This window comes from Shewanella sp. ALD9, from assembly GCF_002836315.1.
In the GTDB taxonomy this organism is placed as follows: domain Bacteria; phylum Pseudomonadota; class Gammaproteobacteria; order Enterobacterales; family Shewanellaceae; genus Shewanella.
Genome location: NZ_PJCD01000003.1, coordinates 187,342 through 212,488, shown reverse-complemented (window position 1 = coordinate 212,488; position 25,147 = coordinate 187,342). Strand labels below are relative to the sequence as shown.

Sequence of the window (25,147 nt, the reverse complement as noted above, 5' to 3'; positions counted from 1 at the left end):
TGGTTACGTTAATGACTGAGTTATCTGTCATTAACTAAAAAGCCCCTTATGCACTGTTGCATAAGGGGCTTTTTGTTAGCGGCGCAATAATATTTTTATGCGTAGCTCACACCCTTTTCAGGGAATATCCATAAATGCACGGTCACTTCATCGCGGTCATGATAAAGGTGCTTACACTGCATTTTAAAATCAATTTCATTTTCAGTTAAAATGGCACCAATGGTTTCTAAAATCACGCTAACTTCTTTATAGCGGCTTTTCATGGGTAACTTAAGATTAAAAATAGCTTCTTTAAACCAACCATTAATCGCCCAAGCTTCCATTAATTCAGCAACTCGGGCTGGCTTTTCAACCATATCACACACTAACCAATACACATTTTTACGCGGTGGCTCAAAACGAAAACCATCTGCACGGTAATGCTTCACCTGGCCTGTTTCCATCAATTTTGGATCCATTGGACCGTTATCAACGGCAGCCACCATCATCCCACGGCGAACTAATTGGTAAGTCCAACCGCCAGGACAAGCGCCTAAATCAACGGCATTTAACCCACTACGACAACGTGTTTCTTGCTCTTCTTTAGTTAAAAAGGCTCCAAACGCTTCATCTAGCTTAAGGCTTGAACGACTTGGTGCATCTGCAGCCATTCTTAACCGAGGAATACCCATAAAGTGTGGCGAACTATTGTGGCTTAACGAATAACCCGCATACGCTTTGCCTGGTCCGATAAAACACACATGAATAATGGGACGGCGGTCACTTTCAGCGTTAAGTAATGCGCCGCTCTTTTTTAAACCTTGACGTAACGGCACTGTCAATTTACGACAAAATGCAGATAATTCTTTTGCTTCATTGGTGTCAGGCGTTTCAACGCGTAGCTCACCACATTTTGACAGCGCGGCCAATGAAGCCACAATAGGCCCGACTCGATCTTGTTCAGGTAAATCACTCAACAACTCACCCGCGGCAAACATCTGACGCGCAAAAACTAATGAACTAAGCGCCAATTCCTTAACTAACGTATCGGCACCATTATCGTCAAAACATTGATAAATCACATAGGCATCGTTGATGTTGGTTTTAACAAAACCACCCACATTTAATTCTGTTGCCCGTTGTTGAATTTCTGCCGCACAGTCTTTTTCATAGCCTGAGCGACAAAATAGGAATAGGTTTTTCATTTGGAGCCTTAGCGTAAGGATATTCGCATAATAGCGAGACAATAATCTCGCTATTATACTCAAAAATGCTCAAGGTGGGAGAATTTAGCTAAGGCATTATTCTGCTGATTTTGCATGCCAAATCGCCGCAGCAAATAACAACCACCCCACTAAGAAGCATAACCCGCCCATAGGCGTAATTGGGCCAATCCATTTAGCCCCTGTAAAGGCATAAAGGTATAACGAACCAGAAAACAATATTATCCCGGCAATAAAGCTATAAGCTGCCCAGTTGATCAACTTAGAGGGGATCCAATGAGCAGAAAAAGCCAACGCAATCAATCCGAAGGTATGATAAAACTGATAATCGACCCCGAGTTTAAAAATACTCACTAATTCCGGTGGTGCGATAGTTTTAAGCCCATGAGCAGCAAAAGCACCCAGTGCTACAGCCATAAAACCACTTAATGTGGCAAATAATAATAGACCTTTATTCATTTTACTTAACCTCATACAACATAAACCGACAATGCATCATACTATTGAAGCAAGCTTATTTTCGTGACTTAAACCATCACCGTTAGTATTCGTGTAGTGTTAATATTAATACTGGGGTTGATTGAACTATCAGCAAAGTAGACACAACATATGCGTAAAACATCGCGTTACAGCATTAGCCTACTCGGGTAATAAACTGACTAATATTCTCAATGGCATGATTAAGATTGCCCTCAAGGGTATAACCAGACGATTTTCGCGGTTGTAAACTATGGTCACCATCACCAATCCAACAGACTTCTGCATGTTCACCCAAAGCCCAATTGGGTACTTGTTGAAGGTCGCCAAATTTATCGCGTTCACCTTGAACAATCAGCATCGGAATGGAATTGTGCTGAATAGGCGCAAGTCGTGGTTCTCCACCTTTAAGGGGAATAAATGGGTAGCCCAAACACACAATTGCACTAATTTTATTGGCAACATCGGTAATAAGGGGCTGTTGTAGTTGATGGTCTGAACTGGTCAATATCGCCGACATGCGACCGCCCATTGACTTACCCATTAAGATTATCCGCTGACAATTGATAAGACCAAGAGCCATTTTTTGTTGAATATCAAGCAGCACCTGTTCATAGTGCGCAAGTAATTTAGGCGCTCGGTCAGGCGGACGACGTTTACCATCTTGCATATTGGCTTGCATATACAAGAAATTAAATCGGTACACTTGATAGCCTTGAGCGATTAACTTATCGGTCATCGAAGTCATATATTGATGATGCATATTCGCACCAGCACCATGAGCAAAAACAATCAAGGTGTCACTTTTAGAACCTTGCAAAAGAAAGTCTTCAGCTAATACTGGCGTATTATCCGGTAAGTAACTCACTACGCGACTCCTCTGCAAACATATCGACCATCCACTCTCTGAACGCTGATATTTTACCTATTTCGGAGTGATTTTGTTGGCACACAAGGTAATACGCATCTTTACTGACTAACACTTCAGAAAACGGGCACACTAAGCGCCCTGCTTTGATATCGGGTCTTGCTAGTACGCTATATCCTAATGCCACACCTTGACCATGTGCAGCAGCTTGCAGCACTAATGATGAATGACTGAATATCGGCCCTTGATTGACATTGATGTCAGTGACGCCACATTGCCTAAACCATGCCTGCCAATCTTGGCGACTGGAATCATGTAATAGGGTATGGAGCTTTAAATCACTCGGTTGAATTAATGGCTTAGGGCCGTTAAGTAATAATGGTGAGCATACTGGAATCAGCACTTCATTACGCAGTTTATCCGCACGTAGTCCAGGCCAGTTACCTTGACCGTAATAAATCGCCACATCGACATCATCCGTTAACGAACTGGCATCGCTGTCTACCGCTTTAATACGCACATCAATATCAGGATTTTTTTCGCTAAACTTAGCTAAACGAGGCACTAACCATTGAATAGCAAAACTCGGAGACATACTCACCGTTAACGATCCTACCGCGCTTCGGGCAAGCAGACGATTAGTTGCCTCGCCGAGTTCAATAAAAATGTCTTTAATGTCCAGAAAATAGCTTTGGCCTTCTTCTGTTAACAATAATGATCTATTTTTACGTCTAAACAGTTTTAGCCCTAAAAAATCTTCTAATGCTTTAATTTGATGACTCACCGCAGCCTGAGTGACAAACAACTCTTCTGCGGCGCGGGTAAAGCTCAAATGTCGTGCTGCAGCTTCAAATGCTTTAACTGCATTCAAAGGAGGTAATCGTCTAGACATAGTGATCAATCTCTCGTTTTTTAATTAGTTTTTCTAATGATTATCGTTATTTTTTGTCGTTTGTAAAGAACACTGTGTTTGGTTAAATTAGCATCATTGAAAATACAGTTGGACAATCTCTACGATGTTACTGGGATAGTCCGGCAAATGTGACTTATTAGCCTGGAGGCTCATCCCCTATGTTCAACCTAAACACTATTTTTGCAGTCGCACTATTATCTATATTGGGTTTATCTTCTACTCAAGCGACTGAACTAGAACCTATCGATATGATCGATTTACATGCTGAATTATCACAAAGCATTGAAGCGATGCAAATTGATATCAATAATGATGTTAACAGCATTTTAATTGCTGACAATGATGAACAACAAAAAACTTCAGAAGTGGTTCAAGCTAACTAGAGCTAGCTCATCTTAAGCACGTTACTGAGACAATAAAAAACCGCATTAAATGCGGTTTTTTATTGTCTGTGATTCATCTCACTCAAAGCGTATTACTGTTTAAGCTCACCGCCAAAACTAACACTAACGTGGATAAATCCCTAAAAATAGACCAAAGTCACGACACCGCAAAGACGGTGTCGTTTCGACAACTTAAGGGCGATACACTTTAACGTTAGTATAGCCCTTTTCTACAAGATATAAGGCTTGCAGCTTACTCATTACGCCACGATCGCAATATAACAAATACGTTTTAGACTTATCTAAATCGGCAAATTGGGTGGCTAACTTAAAGAATGGAATCGCTTTAACCATTACATTATCAATTAATAATGGGCTACGTTCTTCTTCTTCAGGTGCACGAAGATCAATAATTATTTCGCCAGAAGCGACATCGTTAACCGTTTCGGTCTCGGTCACTTGTTGGTTCATTTCAGCTTCAATATCGCGAATATCCATTACCACTGCAGATGCAACCACACGGTCGATTAAATCTTCAGAGAATTTAAGCTCTTCGGCTTCAACCTTAGATAATACCGCTTTAACCGTAGGTTTTTGTGAAATAACACCACAATACTCGGGAATAGATTTAGCAAAATCTTCAGTGCCAATAATACGGCTCTGATTAATAATATCTTGTTTGTCCATTGCGATAAGCGGGCGTAAAATCAATAAATCGGTGCTGCGATCGATAACATTTAGATTCGTCAGTGTTTGGCTAGATACTTGACCTAAGCTCTCACCTGTCACCAGTGCTTGAATACCATATTTGTCAGCAATGCGTGTTGCTGCTCGCATCATTACACGCTTAAGTACCACACCCATCTGACCGTTATCAATACGCTCTAAAATCTCTTCAACTACAGGCTCAAATGGCACCGACACAAAACGTACTTTGTGAGACTCACCGTACTTCTTCCATAGATGGTAAGCGACTTGCTTAACGCCAATTTCGTGCTGAGCGCCACCTAAATTAAAGAAACAGTAATGGGTACGAGCGCCTTTTTTAATAAACTGAAAACTCGACACACCAGAATCGAAACCGCCTGAAATAAGCGACAACACATCTTCTTGGGTCGCCATCGGAAAACCACCCAAACCTTGAATACGACGCTCAACCATGTAAAGCTTATCTTGATTGATTTCAAGATTAACGGTCACGTCAGGGTCTTTAAGTTTTACCCCTAGCGCCTCAGTGTGTTGATTTAATCCGCCACCGACATAACGCTCAACATCAATTGAATTAAAGTCGTGATTACCAGAACGTTTTACGCGGACACAAAAAGTTTTACCGGCAATTTCATCGCGGTACTTTGGTAAAGCTTGCTGATAAATATGATCGATTGAATCAAAAGTGTACTCACTCACTTGCACCACGTGAGCAATACCTGGAATACACGCTAGTCGCTCTGCAAAAACATCACATAACTCCGGTTTATCGCTCGGTACTTGCACGATTATACGATCGTATAAGCGTTGTACTTTTGCACCTTCATCCACATTTTTAAGCACATTACGTATATTAGTTTCAAGCATTTTGGTAAAGCGCATTCTTACCGACTTGCTCTTCATCATAATTTCAGGGTACAGCTTTACAATAAACTTCATGGGGCGTCCACAGGTATCACCATCAAATAGCACTACACTCGGTTTTGCTAAATAAAAAAGACAGTAATACCTTGATAATAAATTAAAAAAACAGCACAGCTCTATTTTCTAGATGTGTATATAATCCAGTCGATAGCATAACGTATGCAATAATTCGTCGATTATACCAAATGATGCCTATTAACCAAACATATTCACTTTTTTATCTGTTATTTGTTAGTAAAAGCGCTGTAAGGCACATTTATAAAACAAAAAAGCGCAATCTCTTTAACTTGTAGAGATTGCGCTTATCTTTTGATGGCAAACTATTGAGTTACAATTATTTCATTCGACTCTTTCGCTTTGCCTTGTTCGATAGAGATTTCTACCCGGCGGTTTCGAGCCTGATTTTCAATAGAATCATTGGCGATTAATGGTCGATTAGACGCCTCGCCAACCACTTTCATCCTTGATTCATCAAAACCAGAAACTCTTCTTAATTCATGAGCCACAGCCACAGCTCGTTGGCTTGATAGTTCCCAGTTTGAACTGTAAAGCTCATTATTAATATCAGCACCATCAGTGTGACCCGACACCGTAATAATCCCAGGGACATCTTTTAATAATTCACCAATTGAGCGCACAATAGGTTTGAACTTAGGTTGTAAAAAGCCTGAGCCCGAAGCAAAAGAGCCTTTCTCACGGATACGGATAATAATTTGTTGGCCTAAAGATTCAATTTCAATGGCGCCATCGACAATTTCTTCATTGAGTTTTTCAGCCATTTTTTTAACTTGATCATTAATGTTTTCTTGCGAAGAGGCAGCGTCTTTTTTAACGGCTTCAGCTTCTTGTTGCGCTGTTGCGGCTGCATTGCCACCGCGTTGCTCACCATTCTGTTTTTGAGTCCCACCCGCGCTGTCTTCTTCACCCGCCTGATATTCTATCGTCGGCTGAGTCATTTCATTGGTTTGTTGATTAATGATCTCTATTGGAGTGGGATCGGGGCGACCTGGGCGGAATTCAAGCGCAATAACAGACGTCCCCTTAGGAATGTCTTTTACTTCAACTTTGTTTTGTACCCCGAATGCATACTTCATTGAACCAGCGATTTGTTTAAACTTCATCACGTCCATTTCAGAGAACGCTAACAACAACACGAAGAAACACATCAGCAACGACATTAAGTCTGCAAATGTGGCAAGCCACATAGGGGCGCCAGCGGGTGGACAATCACACTTGGCCTTAGCCATGAGTTACTCTCCGTCCGTTGTATCGATTTTTCGCACACTTTCAGCCAAATAGTTCTTCAAAAAGCCTTCAATAACCCGTGGATTCTGTCCATCTTGAATCGCTAATACTGCATCCATAATTAAATTACGATTAAGCAATTCTTCATTCATCCGCAATGATAATTTATCTGCCATCGGGATGGCGATCATGTTGGCAATCACCGCGCCGTAAAGAGTCGTTAACAATGCCACTGCCATTGAAGGTCCAATAGACTTTGGATCGTCCATGTTAGATAGCATCGCCACTAAACCAACTAAAGTACCAATCATGCCCATTGCAGGTGCCACATCGCCCATGGCTTTAAAAATACCCACCCCTGTTTTGTGGCGTTCTTCAGTTAATGCGATGTCTTTTTCTAATGCGTTGCGCACCACATCACCGTCATGGCCATCAACTAACATATCAACGGCTTTTTGCATAAAGGTGTTGGTAATAACCGCTTCTTCTAATGCTAAAAAACCGCCTTTACGGGCAGCATCAGCCATGGTGACAGCTTGTTCTATCAAGTCTTCAGGTTTATCTAATTTAAACATGAAGGCTTTCATACCAATCTTTATTGAACCTAAAAATTGCTTTAGGTTAAATTTCATCATCACCACAAATAAAGAGCCTGCCACAACAATCAAAATTGACGGTACATCGATAAATAATCCGATACCACCACTGGTGATCATCGCACCAATAATAAATGCAAAAGCACCGATAATACCTATTAGGGTAGCTAAATCCACAACCTCTCCTCAATCGCAGTCATTATGCTGCTTATTTGTGCTACTTCCATCGTGCTGTTAGCGCACGTTATATGATCCGAATAATCCGACAGCATTTTGTGTTGATAACAATGCCCATCGTTATGTATTACAGCAAAAGTTTCAATACTATTTTTGCTAGCAAATTTAAATCATGACTTGTTATCGGACAAACTTGGCTCAAGTTTAGCTTGTTTTTGTACATTCTAAACAAAATTCAATAACAAAGCGTGCTGTTGAGCAAATAACCAGCGACTGTATTTGACCGATACGCTGGGCTGATATACCTTGTCACACGCTGAATGAAAGGAATATTACTCGTGGCTAAAAAACCTGAAAATCTCAGTTTTGAACAATCATTAACTGAACTTGAAACCATTGTTGCTCATTTGGAGCAAGGTGAAGTGTCGCTGGATGATGCACTTAAGCAGTTTGAGCGTGGCATTAAGTTAGTACGTCAAAGCCAAGCAAAACTTGAGCAAGCACAGCAAAAAGTCTCTATCTTATTAAATGAAGATGATGCCGAATTAGCGTCGTTCACTGTAGAAAGTGAATAATCGTCAACATAGTGTGTATTAAATAATAGGTCTTGATACGTGTTAGCTGAAGCAATAACAACATACCAAAATCGCGTTAATGGTATTCTTAACCAACATTTAACGCTGCTCGATGACGCTGCACCAGATTTAAAAGCAGCGATGCTCCATGGTGCGCTATTGGGTGGGAAACGCATAAGACCATTTTTGGTCTACAGTGTAGGTGACATGCTCGGTGTCAATATCAATGCACTTGATAAAGCCGCGGCTGCTATTGAGTGTATTCATGCCTATTCATTAATACACGATGACTTACCGGCAATGGATAACGATGCACTTCGTCGTGGCCAACCAACTGTTCATATTGCATTTGACGAAGCCACCGCGATTTTAGCCGGTGATGCGTTGCAAACATTGGCTTTTGAAATTATCACAGCCCCTTGTAATGACTTACATCCGAAGCAACAACTGGCGATGGTCAGAGTACTCGCAAAAGCTTCAGGGTATCAAGGTATGTGCGGTGGGCAGGCGATTGATCTGAGTGCAACAGATCACAGTATAAATTTAGACCGATTAACCGAATTACATAATAAAAAAACCGGAGCGTTAATCAGTTGTGCGGTTGAGCTTGCCTTAATCGCTGCTGACGTACCCGATGAGCATTATAAATTAATGATGAAATATGCCCATACGCTTGGGCTCGCTTTTCAAGTGCAAGATGATATTTTAGATATTACTGCTAGCACCGAAGAGCTAGGCAAACCACAAGGCAGCGATCAGCAATCGAATAAAAGCACTTTCCCGAAACTATTGGGTCTCGATGGTGCCAAAGCCTGTGCAGAACAACTAATACAAGATGCACTATCAGCGCTGACTAAATTACCATACAATAGCCAGTTAATTGCAGACTTCGCCCACTACATTATTGAGCGAAGATTATAATAAAGAGTCAGACAATCTCGCTATGAGCTTCGATATTTCTAAATTTCCAGTACTAGCGAAAGCTAATACACCAGAAGAATTAAGGAAGTTACCTCAAGGTTTACTTCCTCAAGTGTCTGATGAACTCAGACAGTTCTTACTTCAGTCTGTTGCTATTTCTAGCGGACATTTTGCTTCTGGCTTAGGCACAGTTGAATTAACTGTGGCACTTCATTATGTCTACAATACCCCATTTGATCAGTTAGTTTGGGATGTAGGGCATCAAGCTTATCCACATAAAATCCTTACCGATCGTCGTGAACAGATGCATACCATTCGACAAAAGAATGGCTTACATCCTTTCCCATGGCGTGAAGAAAGCCCATACGATACGTTTAGCGTGGGTCACTCTGGCACCTCTGTTAGCGCCGCCTTAGGTATGGCGATTGCTGCAGGTAAAGAAGGTGCGGGTCGAAAAGTGGTTGCTGTGATTGGTGATGGCGCCATGACCGGGGGAATGGTGTTTGAAGCCTTAAATCATGCTGGCGACTTGCACAATGACATGCTCGTGGTACTGAATGACAATGAAATGTCAATTTCTGAAAATGTTGGCGCGCTTAATAATCATTTGGCACAGCTGATGTCAGGTCGTTTTTATACCACCATTCGAGAAAACAGTAAAAAGGTCCTTAAAGGGATGCCGGTCATTAAAGAAATGGCTAAGCGTACTGAAGAGCACCTTAAAGGCATGGTGGTGCCTGCAACGTTATTTGAAGAACTAGGGTTTAATTATATTGGCCCAATAGATGGTCACGATGTTGATTCGCTCGTTGAAACAATGCGTAATATGCGTAACCTCAAGGGTCCACAGATACTGCATATCATGACCAAAAAAGGTCGTGGTTATGAGCCTGCTGAAAAAGATCCTATCGGCTGGCACGCGGTGCCTAAATTTGATCCTAGCCAGTTTAAGAAACCGACAACTAAACCAGGTTTACCTACGTTTTCACAAGTGTTTGGTAAATGGTTATGCGACATGGCTGCCACAGACGACAAGTTAGTCGCTATTACGCCCGCTATGCGTGAAGGCTCAGGTATGGTTGAATTTTCGCAACGATTCCCAAGCCAATATTTTGATGCTGCCATTGCCGAACAGCATGCGGTCACCTTATCCGCAGGGTTTGCCTGTGCAGGTCTAAAGCCTGTGGTTGCTATTTACTCGACTTTTTTACAGCGCGGATACGATCAACTTATCCACGATGTGGCTTTGCAACGTTTACCAGTATTATTCGCTATTGACCGTGGTGGTATTGTTGGTGCAGATGGCCCAACTCATCAAGGGGCATTCGATTTAAGCTTTATGCGTTGTATTCCTAATATGATCATTATGGCGCCATCAGATGAAAACGAATGCCGTCAAATGCTCTATACAGGTTATTGCTATCAAGATGGGCCGACTGCGGTACGTTACCCTCGAGGGTTTGCGACTGGGGCTGAACAAGTCGAGGCCATGACATTAATACCGATAGGTAAAGGGGTATTAACCCGTCAAGGTCAAAAAATTGCCATTGTTAACTTTGGTACCACACTTGAAGCTGCTACCTATGCTGCTGAAAAACTGGATGCTACCATTGCCGATATGCGCTTTGTTAAGCCACTAGATTTAGCCTTGCTTGAACAACTTGCCAATAGCCATGATGTTATCGTTACCGTTGAAGAAAATGCGATTATGGGTGGTGCGGGTTCTGGAGTGATTGAAGCATTACACAAAATGCGGATCGTGAAACCTGTGTTACAGATTGGTTTGCCTGATGAATTTATTCAACACGGCGCACCTGATGAAATCATCACGGATCTTCAACTTGATGCTGAAGGTATTTTAGCGCAAATCCAAGCATTTATGGCTTAATATTCTACTGTTATTACTGGCAGAGGATCAAAAAAGGACTGAAAATTCAGTCCTTTTTTATGGCTCGCGTTCTAGTGATCATAGTGCAAGTAACTATAATAAATAGCACTATATTAAATAGCACTATATTAAATAGCACTATGATAAATAGGACTATATGAATAGCACTATGTTGAAGAACACTATAATGCTATTGGCTACAGCTCTAGTGTCAACAAGCGAGTATTGAGATTAACGTTATCGTTAAGCTTCAACATCCACACTGCCACCGCCTTGAGATACCATCACCATCGCAGGACGCAGTAAACGGTCATTCAATAAATAACCTTTCTGCATGACCATCATGACAGTGTTGGCAGGAAACTCAGCACTTGGCTGCATGCCAATAGCTTGATGATGTTCAGGGTTAAATGCTTGGCCTTGTGGATCAACTTGAGTTACACCAAACTTTGCCACCGAGGTTAAAAAGCCTTTCATGGTCAGTTCGACACCCTCATAAATCGCTTTAGTCGCTTCATCTTCAGGGTTAGTCCCCTGTAAGGCACGTTCCATATTATCGATTACAGGCAAGAGTTCGTTAGCAAACTTTTCCAAGGCAAACTTACGTGCTTGCTCGACATCTTTTGCCGCGCGAGTACGAATGTTCTGTGTTTCTGCCGCTGCGCGCATTTCAACATCTTTACGCTCAGCTAAGGCAGTTTCAGACTCAGCCAATAATTGCTCTAGTTCTTCAATACGAAAATTTGCTTGGGTTAATTCATCCATCAAACTTACCTCATCAGCCACAACTTCAGGAGTTACAGCTTCTTCCACTTGATCTTGCGATGTGTTGTTCGATTCGTTGCTCATTTTCACTCCAGCTAAAAAATGCGTTATTTCGTAATCTACGACAATAAATAAAGTGGCCATTTACTGATAAATTAACAGCAAATCTCACACTTTTAATAAGTTTGAGTATATTATGGGGATCAATTCTTATGTTTCAAGGCCTAAAGGCATAACAAACTCGAATATGACTAAAATGTTCCAGACAATCGGCCTCATCGGTAAACCACATCATCAAGGGACGAACCTCACGTTAACCCGATTGCATCATTGGTTGAGCATGCAGGGCTTTAGAGTTATCGTCGAAGGACGAGTCTCCGCAGAGCTAGGGGCAGATGTTTGCTCAATGGACCTACTTGAAATGGGTGAGCATTGTGATTTAGCCATCGTGGTTGGCGGTGACGGTAATATGCTAGGTGCAGCCCGAGTATTAGCTCGCTTCAACGTTGCCGTAATTGGTGTAAACCGAGGAAACTTAGGCTTTTTAACCGATTTACCTCCTGATAACTTCGAAGAAGCCTTGTCCAAAGTCCTTAGTGGTGAATTTGAAACTGAACACCGTTTTTTACTGGAGGCTGAAGTTCACCGTCACGGCAAAATAACCGCCAGTAATACTGCCGTCAATGAAGCGGTACTTCACCCTGGCAAAATTGCTCATATGATCCAATTTGAGGTGTATATTGACGAGCAGTTTATGTATAGCCAACGTGCTGATGGCATGATTGTGTCTACACCAACAGGTTCTACAGCTTATTCTTTGTCAGCTGGCGGTTCAATATTAACCCCTAATCTTCAAGCACTTATTTTAGTGCCGATGTTTCCTCACACCTTGTCATGCCGACCTATTGTAGTCGATGCGTGTAGTACCATTAAATTAGTGGTATCACCTGATAATGGTGAAAACCTCGAAGTCAGTTGTGATGGCCATGTTCATTTAGCCGTATTACCCGGTGATGAAATTTTTATTCGCCGCTCAAATGAACGCCTAAGACTCATCCATCCCAAAGGCCATAATTATTTTCACGTATTACGTAACAAATTAGGCTGGGGAAGTAAACTTTTCTAACTGTTTGAACTCGATCACAACACCGTCGCCTTTCTAGTGAGCCTCTTCACATTACCAAATGCTAATTAATTATATTGTAAGCCAATCGGTAACTCGCTTGGTTTTACTTTATATGAATTGTTACATCTCTGAAAAGCGTGATCTCTACCACGCACTAAAAACCTCACATTGGACTCGCTTCACAGTTCTGTCGGCTAATGCACTTTCCCGTGTATTAGATGATCTCGATCAACACTTTTAACACTTAAATAACGTCTATTACGCCCTAGTTAGCCAAATGCTAACAAATAATAACAATTTAGTACCCACTTATAGTGATACGAGGTATGCATGACAATATTACAGATACTAGCAAGCTTAACCCCCATTATTAGCGTAATGGTATTCTTGGTGCTTATGCGCTTACCAGCGTCGAAAGCAATGCCCATATCAATGGTTGCTACAGGCCTTGTAGCAATGTTTATTTGGCAAATGGATACGCAACTTCTTGCGGCATCTGTAGTCGAAGGTCTTCTCGCTGCATTAACACCGCTGACCATTATTTTTGGCGCGGTATTTTTGTTAAATACCCTTAAATATTCTGGCGCCATGGACACTATTCGTTCAGGCTTTACTAACATCAGTGCCGATGCGCGAGTTCAGGTGATTATTATTTGCTGGTTGTTTGGATCGTTTATTGAAGGCTCTGCAGGCTTCGGTACTCCAGCTGCAATCGGTGCACCGCTACTAGTATTATTAGGTATCCCACCCATTGCTGCAGCCGTAGTGGCCTTGATTGCTGATTCAACATCAGTGTCATTTGGCGCAATTGGTTTACCTGTTCTATTTGGGATGGAACAAGGCCTAACTGAAGGCGGCGTTAACATGGCGGCAGCTCAAATTGCTGAACATGGTGGCACCTTCGCAGGTTATGCGCAGTATATAGCTAAACACATGATCACCATCGACTTAATAACAGGTACATTAATTCCGTTAGTGATGGTTTGTGTATTAACAGGATTTTTTGGTCGCAACAAGTCGATTAAAGAAGGTTTACAAGTTTGGAAATTTGCAATATTTGCCGGTTTTGCCTTTACCATACCAGCATGGTTAATTAACTATTTTGCCGGTCCTGAGTTCCCTTCTGTTATTGGTGCTCTTGTGGGTATGGCGTTAGTTATCCCTGTCGCGAGAAAAGGCTGGTTACTGCCATCAACACCTTGGTGTGACTTCAGCGAAAACGACAATAAATCAGATGAAGAGCTCGCGATTAATCAAACACCGGTTAAATTCTCACAAATTGCCGCTTGGTCTCCATACATCATTATGGCGTCGTTATTAGTCTTATCTCGTGTCGTTACACCATTTAAAAGCTGGTTGCTTGGCTTTAACATTAGCTGGACGGGTTTATTAGGCACAGAGCTTAAAGCCGGCTTTGCTACATTGTATGCACCGGGAATCTTCTTTGTTGTTGTATGTTTATTCGGTTTTATCTTATTTAAAATGAAACCTACTGCAATGAAGCAATCAATCACCGTATCTTGTCGTTCAATGTTACCAACGATCATTTCACTAGGTGCATCAGTACCTATGGTAAAAATATTCCTAAACTCAGGTGAAAATGGCGCCGGTCTCGCTTCAATGCCAGTTGCATTAGCAGACCTACTGGCCAATAGCATGGGCTCAGTTTGGGCTTGGGTTTCACCTATTGTCGGTATTTTTGGTGCATTCCTGTCAGGTTCTGCGACTTTCTCAAACATGATGTTCTCAGGCTTACAGTATTCAGTTGCAGATAATATCGGCATGAATCACGCCATCGCGTTAGCGTTGCAAGGCATTGGAGCCAATGCGGGCAACATGATGTGTGTAATGAACGTCGTTGCTGCTGCTACCGTGGTAGGTATGGCTGGTCGTGAGTCTGAAATTATTCGTAAAACAATGCCTATCGCACTGGGTTATGCCTTAGTTGCAGGCACTATTGCTGTTATCTGGGGTGGATTCTAATTAACGATAAAGTTACTTATATTCTAACGATAACAATACAACAGCAGGCACAAAATGCCTGCCGTTCATTCGAGTGTAAAGAGAGCATGTTATGACTATTAATTATCAAGTAGTGATGGATACGTTAACGTCACAGCTCGGCAGTCACGCCGTATCCAATGATCCAGTGCGTCGTTTTGCTTGGTCAACTGATGCCAGTTACTTTCGTATCGTACCTGAAATTGTGGTACACGCAGATACTCAAGAACAAGTTAAAATAACCCTTAATATCGCCAGAGCACATAATGTGCCAGTAACCTTTCGTGCTGCCGGTACCAGTTTATCTGGCCAGGCAATTGGTGATGGCATTTTACTTATTTTGGGCCATGATGGTTTTAGAAACATTGAAATCAGTGAAGATAGAAATTCAATCACTCTAGGTGCTGCGGTCATTGGTTCAGATGCCAACATGGCATTAAAACCCTTCAATAAAAAAATTGGTCCCGATCCAGCCACACTAGCCTCTGCACAAATTGCCGGAATGGTAGCAAATAATGCATCTGGAATGTGTTGTGGCACCGCGCAGAACAGTTATCAAACCATTAAATCAGTTAAATTAATGCTTGCCGATGGTACTGAACTTGATACAGGTTGTCCGCATTCAAAAGCAGCATTTAGCCAATCTAATCCTGCGTTACTTACGGCGTTAACCGATCTTGCGCAATTAACTCAAAATAATCCAACCCTATCGGCGCGGATCCGTAAAAAGTTCTCGATTAAGAACACCACGGGTTACAGCATTAATGCACTGGTAGATTTTAGCGATCCATTTGACATCATTAATCACTTAATTGTGGGCTCAGAAGGCACACTTGCGTTTGTAAATGAAGTCACTTATCACACCGTTGAAGAAGCTCAATTTAAAGCTTCTGCCATGGCGGTGTTCTTCAATATGGAAGATGCTGCCAGCGCAATACCACCGATTAAAGGTGATAGTGTGGCCGCTGCAGAATTACTTGATTGGGCATCGATTAAATCGGTTACCGGTAAAACTGGCATGCCGGAGTGGCTAAGTGATTTACCAGAAGGTTCAGCCATTCTATTAATTGAGTGTCGTGCTAATGATCCCGAAACGTTAGTGCAATACACTCAAGATGTGATCACAAAAATCGCTCACATTGACACTGAACGTCCAACTGAATTCAGTAATGATCCAGCAGTATTTGGCCAGTATTGGGCAATGCGCTCTGGTTTATTCCCTATTATTGGCGGTGCAAGACCTAAAGGCACATCGGTTATTATTGAAGATGTTGCATTCGAATTACAACATTTAGCCAGTGCAGCAGCAGACTTAACCGCTTTATTCCATCAACACGGTTACCCAGAAGGGGTGATTTATGGCCATGCTTTAGCCGGTAACTTCCATTTTATTATCACGCCAACGTTTGCCTCTCAAGATGATATCAATCGTTTCCAAAATTTCATGCAAGATGTCGCTGAAATGGTGATCAATAAGTACGATGGTTCGATGAAAGCAGAGCATGGTACTGGTCGAGCTGTAGCCCCCTTTGTTGAAATGGAATGGGGCACTGACGCATATACATTAATGAAGCAAATCAAACAGATTTTCGACCCAAGTAAATTGTTAAATCCTGGGGTTATTCTCAATGATGACACGCTGGTACATGTTAAAAACATCAAACCTTGCCCAGTGGTAGATGACTTTATTGATAAATGTATTGAATGTGGTTTTTGTGAGAAAACCTGTCCAACATCGGCGCTTAACTTCTCTCCGCGCCAACGTATTGCGGTATTGCGTGAAATTGAACGTTTAGAGCAATCGGGTGATAAAAAAGCCGCCGCAGAAATGCGTGCCAGTGCCAAATATGATGTGGTTGATACCTGTGCAGCCTGTCAGCTATGTACTATTGCCTGCCCAGTTGACAACAGCATGGGTAATTTGGTGCGTAAACTGCGCACACCGTACATCACCACCACAGAACAAAAAGTGCTCGACTTCCAAGCCAAGCATTTTGGCGCAGTAAACCAAGTGATCAGCACCGGCTTTGATATTTTAGGTATTGTGCATAAAATAACTGGCGATGGTATCACCAACTCGTTGATGAAAGCGGGTCGTTTGATTTCCAAAGAAGTACCTTATTGGAATCCAGACTTCCCTAAAGGTGGCAAAGTGGCAAAGCCATCAGCCCATAAACCGGGTCAACAAACAGTTTTATACTTCCCTGCATGTGGTGGCAGAACCTTTGGTCCAACACCAAAAGATCCTGACAACCGCACCTTGCCAGAAGTGGTTATGACTTTACTTGAACGCGCTGGCTACAATGTGATCATCCCAGAAAATACCCGCCATTTATGTTGCGGTCAGATGTGGGAATCAAAAGGTGATTTTAAAAACGCCGATGCTAAGCGTGATGAACTTATTGACGCACTCAGTACACAGTCTGAAAATGGCAAAGTGCCTATTATCGTTGATGCATTGTCTTGTACTTATCGCACATTAACCGGTAACCCTAAGGTGAAAATAACCGATTTAGTCGAGTTTATGCACGACGAGATGTTACCAAACATGACAATTACCAAGAAATCTAACGTCACTTTACACCAAGGCTGTAGTGCCCGTAAGATGAAATTAGAGCCTAAGCAACAAGCTATTGCTGATGCGTGTGCTAACCATGTAGTGTTGCCCGCGGGCATTAGCTGTTGTGGTTATGCCGGTGAAAAAGGGCTTTATAAGCCTGAAATTAATGCCAGCGCACTGCGTAACATTAAAAAGCTCATTCCGGCAGAAACGAAAGAAGGTTACTACGCTAACAGAATGTGTGAAGTCGGCTTAACCCAACACAGTGGTATTTCATACCGCCATTTAGCCTATTTATTAGAAGAATGTACTCGTTAAACTAATGGACCATCACAGTAAATAGCGTAAACAATAAGGGCATTGATATCATATCAATGCCCTTAATTTTTGTTACCATACTTAACACTAATATCCGAACTCAGCGTTAATTAGCGTACTCAAACGAGTCATCCTACTCAATCGAGAGGTACTATCAAAACGACATGTCCTATAAAACGAATTGCTCATCTCAACTCAGACTAAATCAATAAACACGCCAGTAACTGTTGCTGCAATCTTTCATGTTCAAGCGGCATATCGCTAATAATTTCGACCCGTGTATCTAGTGCATCATCAAGTTCATTAAGCATCAACTTATCATCCACCATATTGACACTGAGCACCCCATCCTGGGTAATAACAATAGCTTTTAATCTCAGCACCTTGTCCATTTTAACCGTGTCTACCCACGCCATAAATTGCTCAAACTGAAAACAATGTACTGCTGAAAATATCCAACCACTACTGTAACAGCCCCCACCTTGGTTAGTTTTGTGAATAAACCCAGTAGGGGAAAACTCAGGGGTATCGATATCGCTCAGTGGTGGTTCGTTAGACAGCCAGTTATCCATAAGCGTTTTCCGCCCCAATAGCCGTTGTCCCGCTGGCACCGTTTGATACTTTGTCGGGGTATTTAAGCGCAATAATAACTGTTGGATTAGGTCAACATCAGTAAAGTGATTATCGACACTAATTAGTGGCGTCTGTTGTAAATGTAACTTGCAGAGGAATTGCTGTAACTGTAAATGATCTGTTTCAGTGTAATGCTGGGCTTTATTGGCCAACAGCACATCTGCCATCTGTAATTGCTGCGTAAACGTATCATGATTTCGATAGCGCGGATCGCTGACTTTACGCGCATCAACCAGACACACACTACTTTGCAAAGTAATAACATGTTGATAATATTCAGATGTTAATAACTTCACTATTTCAGCAGGATGCCCAAGCCCAGTAGGTTCTATCAATAACCGGTCCGGCTTAGTTTGCTGAATAAGTTGATTTATCGCGACTTGTGTTGGTAAGCCGGAGACGCAACACAGGCAACCACCTGGCACTTCTTTTATGACAATACTGGCAGGCTTTGCTGGTGTAACATCAGGACTATTACTATTATTACTATTATTACTATTATTACTATTACCTGCAGCAGTCGCATTTAACAAACCACCATCAATGCCTATTTCGCCAAACTCATTTACCAGCACCGCCCACACTTCATCTTTGGGCTTATGAGCTAATAATTGGCTAATGAGCGTGGTTTTACCCACCCCCAGAAAGCCAGTAATAATATTGGTGTTAATCGGTTTGGTGATCATTTTTTCGCTTTAGCGTATTTACCCTTTCGAGTAGGTTTCACATCGGTTTGCGATGGCTTGCCACGTTTGTACTTAAGTACTTTTTTCGGTTTTTCTGCCGCAACATCGCGATATCGAGCCGGTAATGGTGCCCCTTCCTCGTACCCTGTTGGTACCAATATCGGCAATGATTGTTCAATAAGTTGTTCAATCGCGCCAAGTAACTCTAGCTCTTGAGGACTCACCAGCGAAATGGCTTCACCGCCTAATCCCGCACGGCCTGTACGCCCTACTCTATGAATGTAATCTTCGCATTCTTCAGGTAATTCAAAGTTAATGACTCTTGGCAGAGCTTGAATATCAAGCCCTCGAGCGGCCAAGTCAGTAGCGATTAACACGCGTAATTGACCAGTTTTAAACTCTTCCAACGCACGATTTCGAGCCCCTTGGCTTTTATCACCGTGAAATACCGATGACTTAATACCGTCTAAGCTTAACTCGCGGTATAAATGATCTGCTGTTTCTTTACGGCTGGTGAACACCATAACTTGTTGCCAGTTATGCTTGCCAATTAATTCAGATAACAACTCAGCTTTTCGGCGGGTATCCACTTGATAGACTTGCTGGACAACATTAGCGGCAGTAGTTTGGGTTTCAACATGAACGTATTCAGGATTGTTTAGCATTTTAGCCGCTAGCGTTTTAACTTCTTCAGAAAAAGTAGCAGAAAACATCATAGTTTGATGTTGTCTGGCGATTAAACGCTTCACTTTTTCAATATCTTTAACAAAACCAAGATCAAGCATGCGATCAGCTTCATCAATCACTAAGTGAGTAACAAAAGATAGATCCAATTCATGCTGGCCAATAATGTCAAACAATCGTCCTGGCGTTGCCACTAAAATATCGACGCCTTGTTCTAATGCCTTACGCTGAGGATTGATGCTCGCGCCACCATAAACGGCTAAGCTGGTCAGATTGATAAACTGGCTGTATTTAACTAAATTTTGCTCAATCTGAATTGCTAGCTCGCGAGTCGGTGTCATGATTAATGCGCGTAAACGATTTGGTGGCAATAAGTCTGAATGATCTTGCGCCATTAAATGACTTAGTAACGGTAACGCAAAAGCAGCTGTTTTTCCGGTACCGGTTTCGGCACTGGCCAATACATCTCGGCCATCGAGCGCTAGTGGGATCACAGCTTGTTGGACAGGAGTAGCAGTTTGATACCCAGATTGATTAACCGCATCTAATAATAATGGCGGTAACCCTAGCGACGTAAATGACATAACAGACCCAATAACACAAATAAAAATAGGTCGCTATTGTATACTAATCTAAACATCATTAACTATTACATTAGTGATGGCATTAGCCATATCATCACGATGGGTCACGCCGGTTTTGAATGAACAGTCACAGTACTAACGTTATATCTGCTGACTAACCTGCAATGGTATTACCTTTTCCACTAAATACTTTTGCTCAAAATCATCGCGACACAAGGCATGCGAAAATACATATCCTTGGCCATAATCACAACCAGCAGACGCCAATAAACGCCGTTGACTTTCGGTTTCAACACCTTCGGCAATGACTTTGATACCGAGTTTATGAGCCATTGCAATAATCGCTTCACACAAACACATATCATTGTTTTTGGCAGCCAATCGACCCACAAAAGATTTATCAATCTTAAGATAATCAACATTATATTTGGTTAAATAGGGTAATGATGAATAGCCAGTACCAAAGTCATCAAGCGACAATTGCATACCTGCATCACTATAAGCCTGCAATTTAGCCTCAACATTAGGTTCAATGTCATGTAGTAAGTTTTCAGTGATTTCAATACAAATGCTATTGGTAGGCAGCGCGAGTAAAGACATGTGTTTAAGCCAATTTTCAACATCGGTCGACTCGTCTTTAAACTGTACTGGTGACATATTAATACTAATCTGAATATGGTGATTAAATTGTGTCTTCCATTTTGCGACTTGCTCGCAGGCTTGATAAAAAGCCCAATTGCCAATATCGATTATCATCCCAGTATCTTCAGCAATAGAGATAAAATCTGCCGGTGGAATTAACCCCATTGTTGGATGGTTCCAACGAATTAACGCTTCCACCTTGATGATCTGCTGACAGCTTAAATCCACAATAGGCTGATAATACAACTCAAATTGCTGCTGGATAATCGCCACTTTAAGGTCTTGAATCAACGCCATCCGCTTTTGTGCATCGTCTTGCATTGCGGAGGTAAAATAATTAAACCGATTACGACCATGGGATTTTGCCGAATACATGGCTTGGTCGGCATTCTTCAATAATGCCTCGGTTGTTTTTGCATCGTCTGGAAATAACGTAATACCAATACTGCCACTAATATAGGCCGTTTGATCACCTAATAAATAAGGCTCTGCAAGTCGTTTAAGTATTTGTTGTGCAACACGTTCTACCCCATGAGTATCTTCAAGATTAGTTAACACTATGGTAAATTCATCACCACCAAGACGGGCGACAACATCAGTTTCGCGTACGCTGTTTTTTAAGCGTTCCGCCGTCTCAATTAACAATACATCGCCCATATCATGGCCCAACGTGTCGTTAACCTCTTTAAAAAAATCCAAGTCTAAAAACATCAATGCAAAATGATTATGCTGTCGGTCAGAATGGAATACCTCTTGATTCAAAAATGTTAACAACATCCTACGATTTGGCAAACCGGTAAGTGCATCATAATTAGCCTGGCGCCATATCAACTCTTCAGTTTGCTTTTTCTCAGTAATATCGGAAAACAACGCAACAAATCGCGCAGCCTGCGACTTTGTTCGGATGATTGAATTAATGGTTAATAAGATAAGGTAATTTTCACCATTTTTACGACGCATCCACACTTCACCATGCCAATGTCCCTGCTGGCTAAGCTGTTGGCTTAATTGTTGATAAAAATGTTGGGGTTGAAGATCTGTTTCAAACATACGTAAATGCTGATCTTGTATGTCTTGTTGACTGAATCCAGTGATAAAAGAAAAGGCAGGATTTGAATCAATGATAATGCCCTTTGCAGTAAACACACTCATGGCTTCACTGGAGTTTTGGTATACAGATGCTGCAATACTTAGCGAGTCTTCAACCTGCTTGATATCAGTGATATCACTATGAGTACCACACATTCTAAGCGGTTTACCTTTATCATCAACGTCAACCACTCTTCCTGTTTGCAAAATCCACCGGCTGTCGCCGTCCATGTTAGTTAATTGATATTCCACTCGTTGGCTTATACAGCGACCTTTTACAATTTCATTAATGCTGCGAAGAAACTTAAATTTATCTTTTAGCTGTATCGCATTTATCCACAATTTAGGATGCTGATTAAGCTCTTCCATTGAGCAACCTAAAATGTCAGCACTGTATCGATTCGTACGAATTCGATTGTGTTGTACATCCCAGTCCCACACGCCTAACTCACTGCTATCGAGTACCAGCGCAAGTTGCTCGTTACTTTGCAATAAATCTTGTTCGGCCTGTTTCTGATGAGTGATATCAAGAAAACCGGCAATAACGAGGAAAGTATTGTCTTGAACATGACGGCGGCAGGCGATGGTCACATGGGTATAAATGACCGAACCATCTTTGGCAATAAAACGCTTATCAATTTCATATTCATTGAGTTCGCCTTTACTCATTTTCTCAAATAATAATAAATCTTTATTCAAATCATCTGGGTGTGTTAATTCAGCCCACGTTAACGCCTTTAATTCATTTTCGCTGTAACCGAACATTCGACATAAATAGGGGTTAACTCTCAACCAATGCTTAGTTTTAGTGGTAATAGAAATACCAATATTGCCAATATCAAATTGATTGTTGAAAAGAAAATCTTCTTGTAATTTGACTTGAATATCGCGCCCACGAAACACTATTTTTGCAAGTAAATGACCGATGACCATAGTCAATAAAGGTAATACCAGCATGATAGGCAAAGACACAACACTGATAGCGTGTAACGCTTGATCAAATGGCAATAAAAATAGCCATAACAACAATAGGGAATGAACAATAACGCCAAAAAGGTAGAATTCACGATAACGAATTTGATCTAATTCATGCCGACGGTACCGACGCCACACTAATCCAATGACAGCACTACTGCTTAACGCAAATATACCAACCCATACAGCAACGCCACCCAAATGATAGCGATAAAGCGCCATGATAATAGTTGCGACAAGTGTTGGAATACCTCCAAAAAACAGTCCACTTAAACAGAGTACTACCGAGCGGGCATCAAACAATATTTCCTGTTGATGAACCAAGGGATCCATCATAATAACAACGCCAATAGTGCCAATAACTGCGCCCATTAAAAATTGCCATAAAAAAGGCGTCACCTTACGTTGATGCGTAGGAGAGAGTGAGTAAACATAAACTAGCGCAAGTAATAGCGCTGCATTTTCTAAAATTGAGAAAAAAACATTTAGACCAAACATCTATACATTTCCCTTATCCATCCTTAACAAGCACATTAGCATCCAAGCTGTCTCTATTTAGTATAGTAGAAGTAAACTAACACTATGATTTTTCGTCTTTATACCGTAAACCATTCTATATATAAAGGGCATAATATTCATCTGAAATTTCGATAATATTATTTAAGAGAAATTGTCATCCTATCCAACACAACAAAATGCGCAATAACCGACCAACCATAGTGTCGGTGTCAAAAAATATCACCCTAGATCACAGTTATTTGGAAAATGTCGTGTTGGTAATAAAACGGCCTATTGATTGTGACTTAATCGACGTTAACGAGCTTCACGTCACATAAAAACTGCAATGTTATTGGTATGTTTAATTCAGAGAAAACTTAATTCTATATAAAGGACAATCAATATGGCGACTAAATTTTTCATTCCAAGCGTCAACATTCTGGGTCAAGGCAGCGTAGATGAAGCGATTAAAGACATCAACGCGTTTGGATTTACCAAAGCACTTATTGTCACCGACAAACCACTAGTGAGTATTGGTTTAGTGGCAAAGGTTGCAGATAAACTCAATGCCAATGGTATTGAAGTGGTTATTTTTGATGGCGTTCAACCTAACCCAACAACAGGTAATGTTGCTGCAGGCCTTGAACTACTAAAAGCCAATCAGTGTGATGTGATTATTTCTTTAGGCGGCGGTTCACCGCACGATTGCGCTAAAGGAATCGCACTCGTGGCCACCAACGGCGGTAGCATTAAAGATTATGAAGGTGTGGATGTATCAACTAAAGCACAAATGCCTTTAGTCGCGATTAACACTACCGCAGGCACAGCAAGTGAAATGACCCGCTTTTGTATTATTACCGATGAGGCAAGGCACATTAAAATGGCCATTGTCGATAAAAATACCACACCTATTCTATCTGTAAACGATCCTGAACTGATGCTAGAAAAGCCAGCATCACTGACTGCTGCAACCGGGATGGACGCATTAACACACGCAATTGAAGCTTATGTCTCTATTGCAGCCAATCCCATCACCGACGCGTGTGCAATCAAAGCTATTGAACTGATCCAAGCCAATTTAATTAATGCAGTTAAAAAAGGCGATGACATTCAAGCCAGAGAAAACATGGCTTATGCACAATTTCTAGCGGGCATGGCCTTTAATAATGCCAGCCTTGGTTATGTGCATGCTATGGCACATCAACTTGGCGGTTTTTATGACTTACCACACGGGGTTTGTAACGCATTATTGCTACCTCATGTACAAACCTATAACGCCCAAGTTGTGCCTGCACGCTTAGCTGATGTCGCAAAAGCTATGGGTGTCGACATAGCAGCAATGACAGACGAGCAAGGCGCTAAAGCGGCCATCGACGCCATTAAGCAATTATCAAAAGCGGTTAACATTCCTGCTAATTTAACCGAGCTAGGCGTAAAAGCACAAGACATCCCAACTTTAGCAGACAATGCCCTCAAGGATGCTTGTGGCTTTACTAACCCGAAACAAGCGACACATCAAGAGATCTGTCAAATTTTCACAAACGCTTTATAACTAACCTCAGCAAGGGATAATAAGCAATTATCAAATAGTTATTAACCAGAATTAAGCTAAGCTCGTTTTATAGCACAGCATAAAGCCCGTATTTTATTACGGGCTTTTTTGTCTGCCGTTTAATGTAAAAAATCAACAATGACAACAGCTTATTTTT

19 protein-coding genes are annotated in these 25,147 nt (G+C 41.6%); 8 read left to right on the top strand and 11 right to left on the bottom strand.

The window, feature by feature from the left end; all coding sequences use genetic code 11:
- Positions 1–95 precede the first annotated feature (95 nt).
- From rlmM to CXF88_RS08555, 4 genes are all read right to left on the bottom strand, one after another.
- Positions 96–1,184, bottom strand: coding sequence for a 23S rRNA (cytidine(2498)-2'-O)-methyltransferase RlmM (rlmM, locus tag CXF88_RS08570; protein ID WP_011638229.1), 1,089 nt, complete (start codon positions 1,182–1,184; stop codon positions 96–98).
- Between the two features lie 96 nt (positions 1,185–1,280).
- Complete coding sequence (locus CXF88_RS08565) at positions 1,281–1,661, bottom strand: DUF423 domain-containing protein (protein ID WP_011638230.1); 381 nt, start codon at positions 1,659–1,661, stop codon at positions 1,281–1,283.
- Positions 1,662–1,836: 175 nt separating this feature from the next.
- Complete coding sequence (locus CXF88_RS08560) at positions 1,837–2,547, bottom strand: alpha/beta family hydrolase (protein ID WP_101086489.1); 711 nt, start codon at positions 2,545–2,547, stop codon at positions 1,837–1,839.
- Entirely contained in the window at positions 2,528–3,439 is a 912-nt protein-coding gene (locus CXF88_RS08555) for a transcriptional regulator GcvA (RefSeq protein WP_011638232.1), read from the bottom strand. Before CXF88_RS08555 ends, CXF88_RS08560 begins: the two co-directional genes overlap by 20 nt.
- Positions 3,440–3,618: 179 nt before the next feature.
- On the opposite strand from CXF88_RS08555, the gene CXF88_RS08550 reads away from it, so the two are divergent.
- Positions 3,619–3,843: a hypothetical protein gene (locus tag CXF88_RS08550; protein WP_101086488.1), complete on the top strand. Its 225-nt coding sequence runs from the start codon at positions 3,619–3,621 to the stop codon at positions 3,841–3,843.
- 192 nt (positions 3,844–4,035) lie between these two features.
- On the opposite strand, the gene thiI is transcribed toward CXF88_RS08550, so the two are convergent.
- The 3 genes from thiI to pomA form a co-directional block, all read right to left on the bottom strand.
- Complete coding sequence (thiI, locus tag CXF88_RS08545; RefSeq protein ID WP_101086487.1) at positions 4,036–5,490, bottom strand: tRNA uracil 4-sulfurtransferase ThiI; 1,455 nt, start codon at positions 5,488–5,490, stop codon at positions 4,036–4,038.
- 305 nt (positions 5,491–5,795) lie between these two features.
- Entirely contained in the window at positions 5,796–6,722 is a 927-nt protein-coding gene (locus CXF88_RS08540) for a flagellar motor protein MotB (protein WP_101086486.1), read from the bottom strand.
- A gap of 3 nt (positions 6,723–6,725) precedes the next feature.
- On the bottom strand, positions 6,726–7,493 hold the full coding sequence (pomA, locus tag CXF88_RS08535; protein ID WP_101086485.1) for a flagellar motor protein PomA: 768 nt from the start codon (positions 7,491–7,493) through the stop codon (positions 6,726–6,728).
- A 338-nt stretch (positions 7,494–7,831) separates the two neighbouring features.
- Between pomA and xseB the strand changes: the two genes are divergently transcribed.
- From xseB to dxs, 3 genes are read left to right on the top strand one after another with little or no spacing between them, the layout of a single operon-like run.
- A complete protein-coding gene (gene xseB, locus CXF88_RS08530; RefSeq protein WP_011638237.1) occupies positions 7,832–8,068 on the top strand; it encodes an exodeoxyribonuclease VII small subunit in 237 nt (78 codons plus the stop codon).
- A 39-nt stretch (positions 8,069–8,107) separates the two neighbouring features.
- Positions 8,108–8,989, top strand: a complete 882-nt coding sequence (gene ispA / locus CXF88_RS08525; RefSeq protein ID WP_011638238.1) for a (2E,6E)-farnesyl diphosphate synthase — start codon at positions 8,108–8,110, stop codon at positions 8,987–8,989.
- Between the two features lie 22 nt (positions 8,990–9,011).
- The gene (dxs, locus tag CXF88_RS08520; RefSeq protein ID WP_101086484.1) at positions 9,012–10,877 is read left to right on the top strand and encodes a 1-deoxy-D-xylulose-5-phosphate synthase; all 1,866 of its coding nucleotides are present in this window, start codon (positions 9,012–9,014) and stop codon (positions 10,875–10,877) included.
- Between the two features lie 243 nt (positions 10,878–11,120).
- On the opposite strand, the gene grpE is transcribed toward dxs, so the two are convergent.
- Complete coding sequence (grpE, locus tag CXF88_RS08515) at positions 11,121–11,726, bottom strand: nucleotide exchange factor GrpE (RefSeq protein WP_101087194.1); 606 nt, start codon at positions 11,724–11,726, stop codon at positions 11,121–11,123.
- A 163-nt stretch (positions 11,727–11,889) separates the two neighbouring features.
- On the opposite strand from grpE, the gene nadK reads away from it, so the two are divergent.
- The 3 genes from nadK (at position 11,890) to CXF88_RS08500 (ending at position 17,647) form a co-directional block, all read left to right on the top strand.
- Positions 11,890–12,768, top strand: a complete 879-nt coding sequence (nadK, locus tag CXF88_RS08510; protein WP_101086483.1) for an NAD(+) kinase — start codon at positions 11,890–11,892, stop codon at positions 12,766–12,768.
- A 330-nt stretch (positions 12,769–13,098) separates the two neighbouring features.
- Positions 13,099–14,751: an L-lactate permease gene (locus CXF88_RS08505; protein WP_101086482.1), complete on the top strand. Its 1,653-nt coding sequence runs from the start codon at positions 13,099–13,101 to the stop codon at positions 14,749–14,751.
- Between the two features lie 91 nt (positions 14,752–14,842).
- On the top strand, positions 14,843–17,647 hold the full coding sequence (locus CXF88_RS08500; protein WP_101086481.1) for an FAD-binding and (Fe-S)-binding domain-containing protein: 2,805 nt from the start codon (positions 14,843–14,845) through the stop codon (positions 17,645–17,647).
- Positions 17,648–17,847: 200 nt separating this feature from the next.
- Here the strand turns inward: CXF88_RS08500 and CXF88_RS08495 are convergent, their stop codons facing one another.
- From CXF88_RS08495 to CXF88_RS08485, 3 genes are all read right to left on the bottom strand, one after another.
- Complete coding sequence (locus tag CXF88_RS08495; protein WP_101086480.1) at positions 17,848–18,966, bottom strand: GTP-binding protein; 1,119 nt, start codon at positions 18,964–18,966, stop codon at positions 17,848–17,850.
- Positions 18,963–20,234 carry a DEAD/DEAH box helicase gene (locus CXF88_RS08490; protein WP_101086479.1) on the bottom strand — a complete coding sequence of 424 codons (1,272 nt, stop codon included), beginning with the start codon at positions 20,232–20,234 and terminating at the stop codon, positions 18,963–18,965. Before CXF88_RS08490 ends, CXF88_RS08495 begins: the two co-directional genes overlap by 4 nt.
- Positions 20,235–20,375: 141 nt before the next feature.
- Positions 20,376–23,438, bottom strand: coding sequence for an EAL domain-containing protein (locus CXF88_RS08485; protein WP_101086478.1), 3,063 nt, complete (start codon positions 23,436–23,438; stop codon positions 20,376–20,378).
- 403 nt (positions 23,439–23,841) lie between these two features.
- Here CXF88_RS08485 and yiaY point away from each other — a divergent pair, with 403 nt between their 5' ends.
- Positions 23,842–24,990 (top strand): L-threonine dehydrogenase, encoded by a 1,149-nt coding sequence (yiaY, locus tag CXF88_RS08480; protein ID WP_101086477.1) that lies wholly within the window; start codon positions 23,842–23,844, stop codon positions 24,988–24,990.
- Positions 24,991–25,147: the final 157 nt, after the last annotated feature.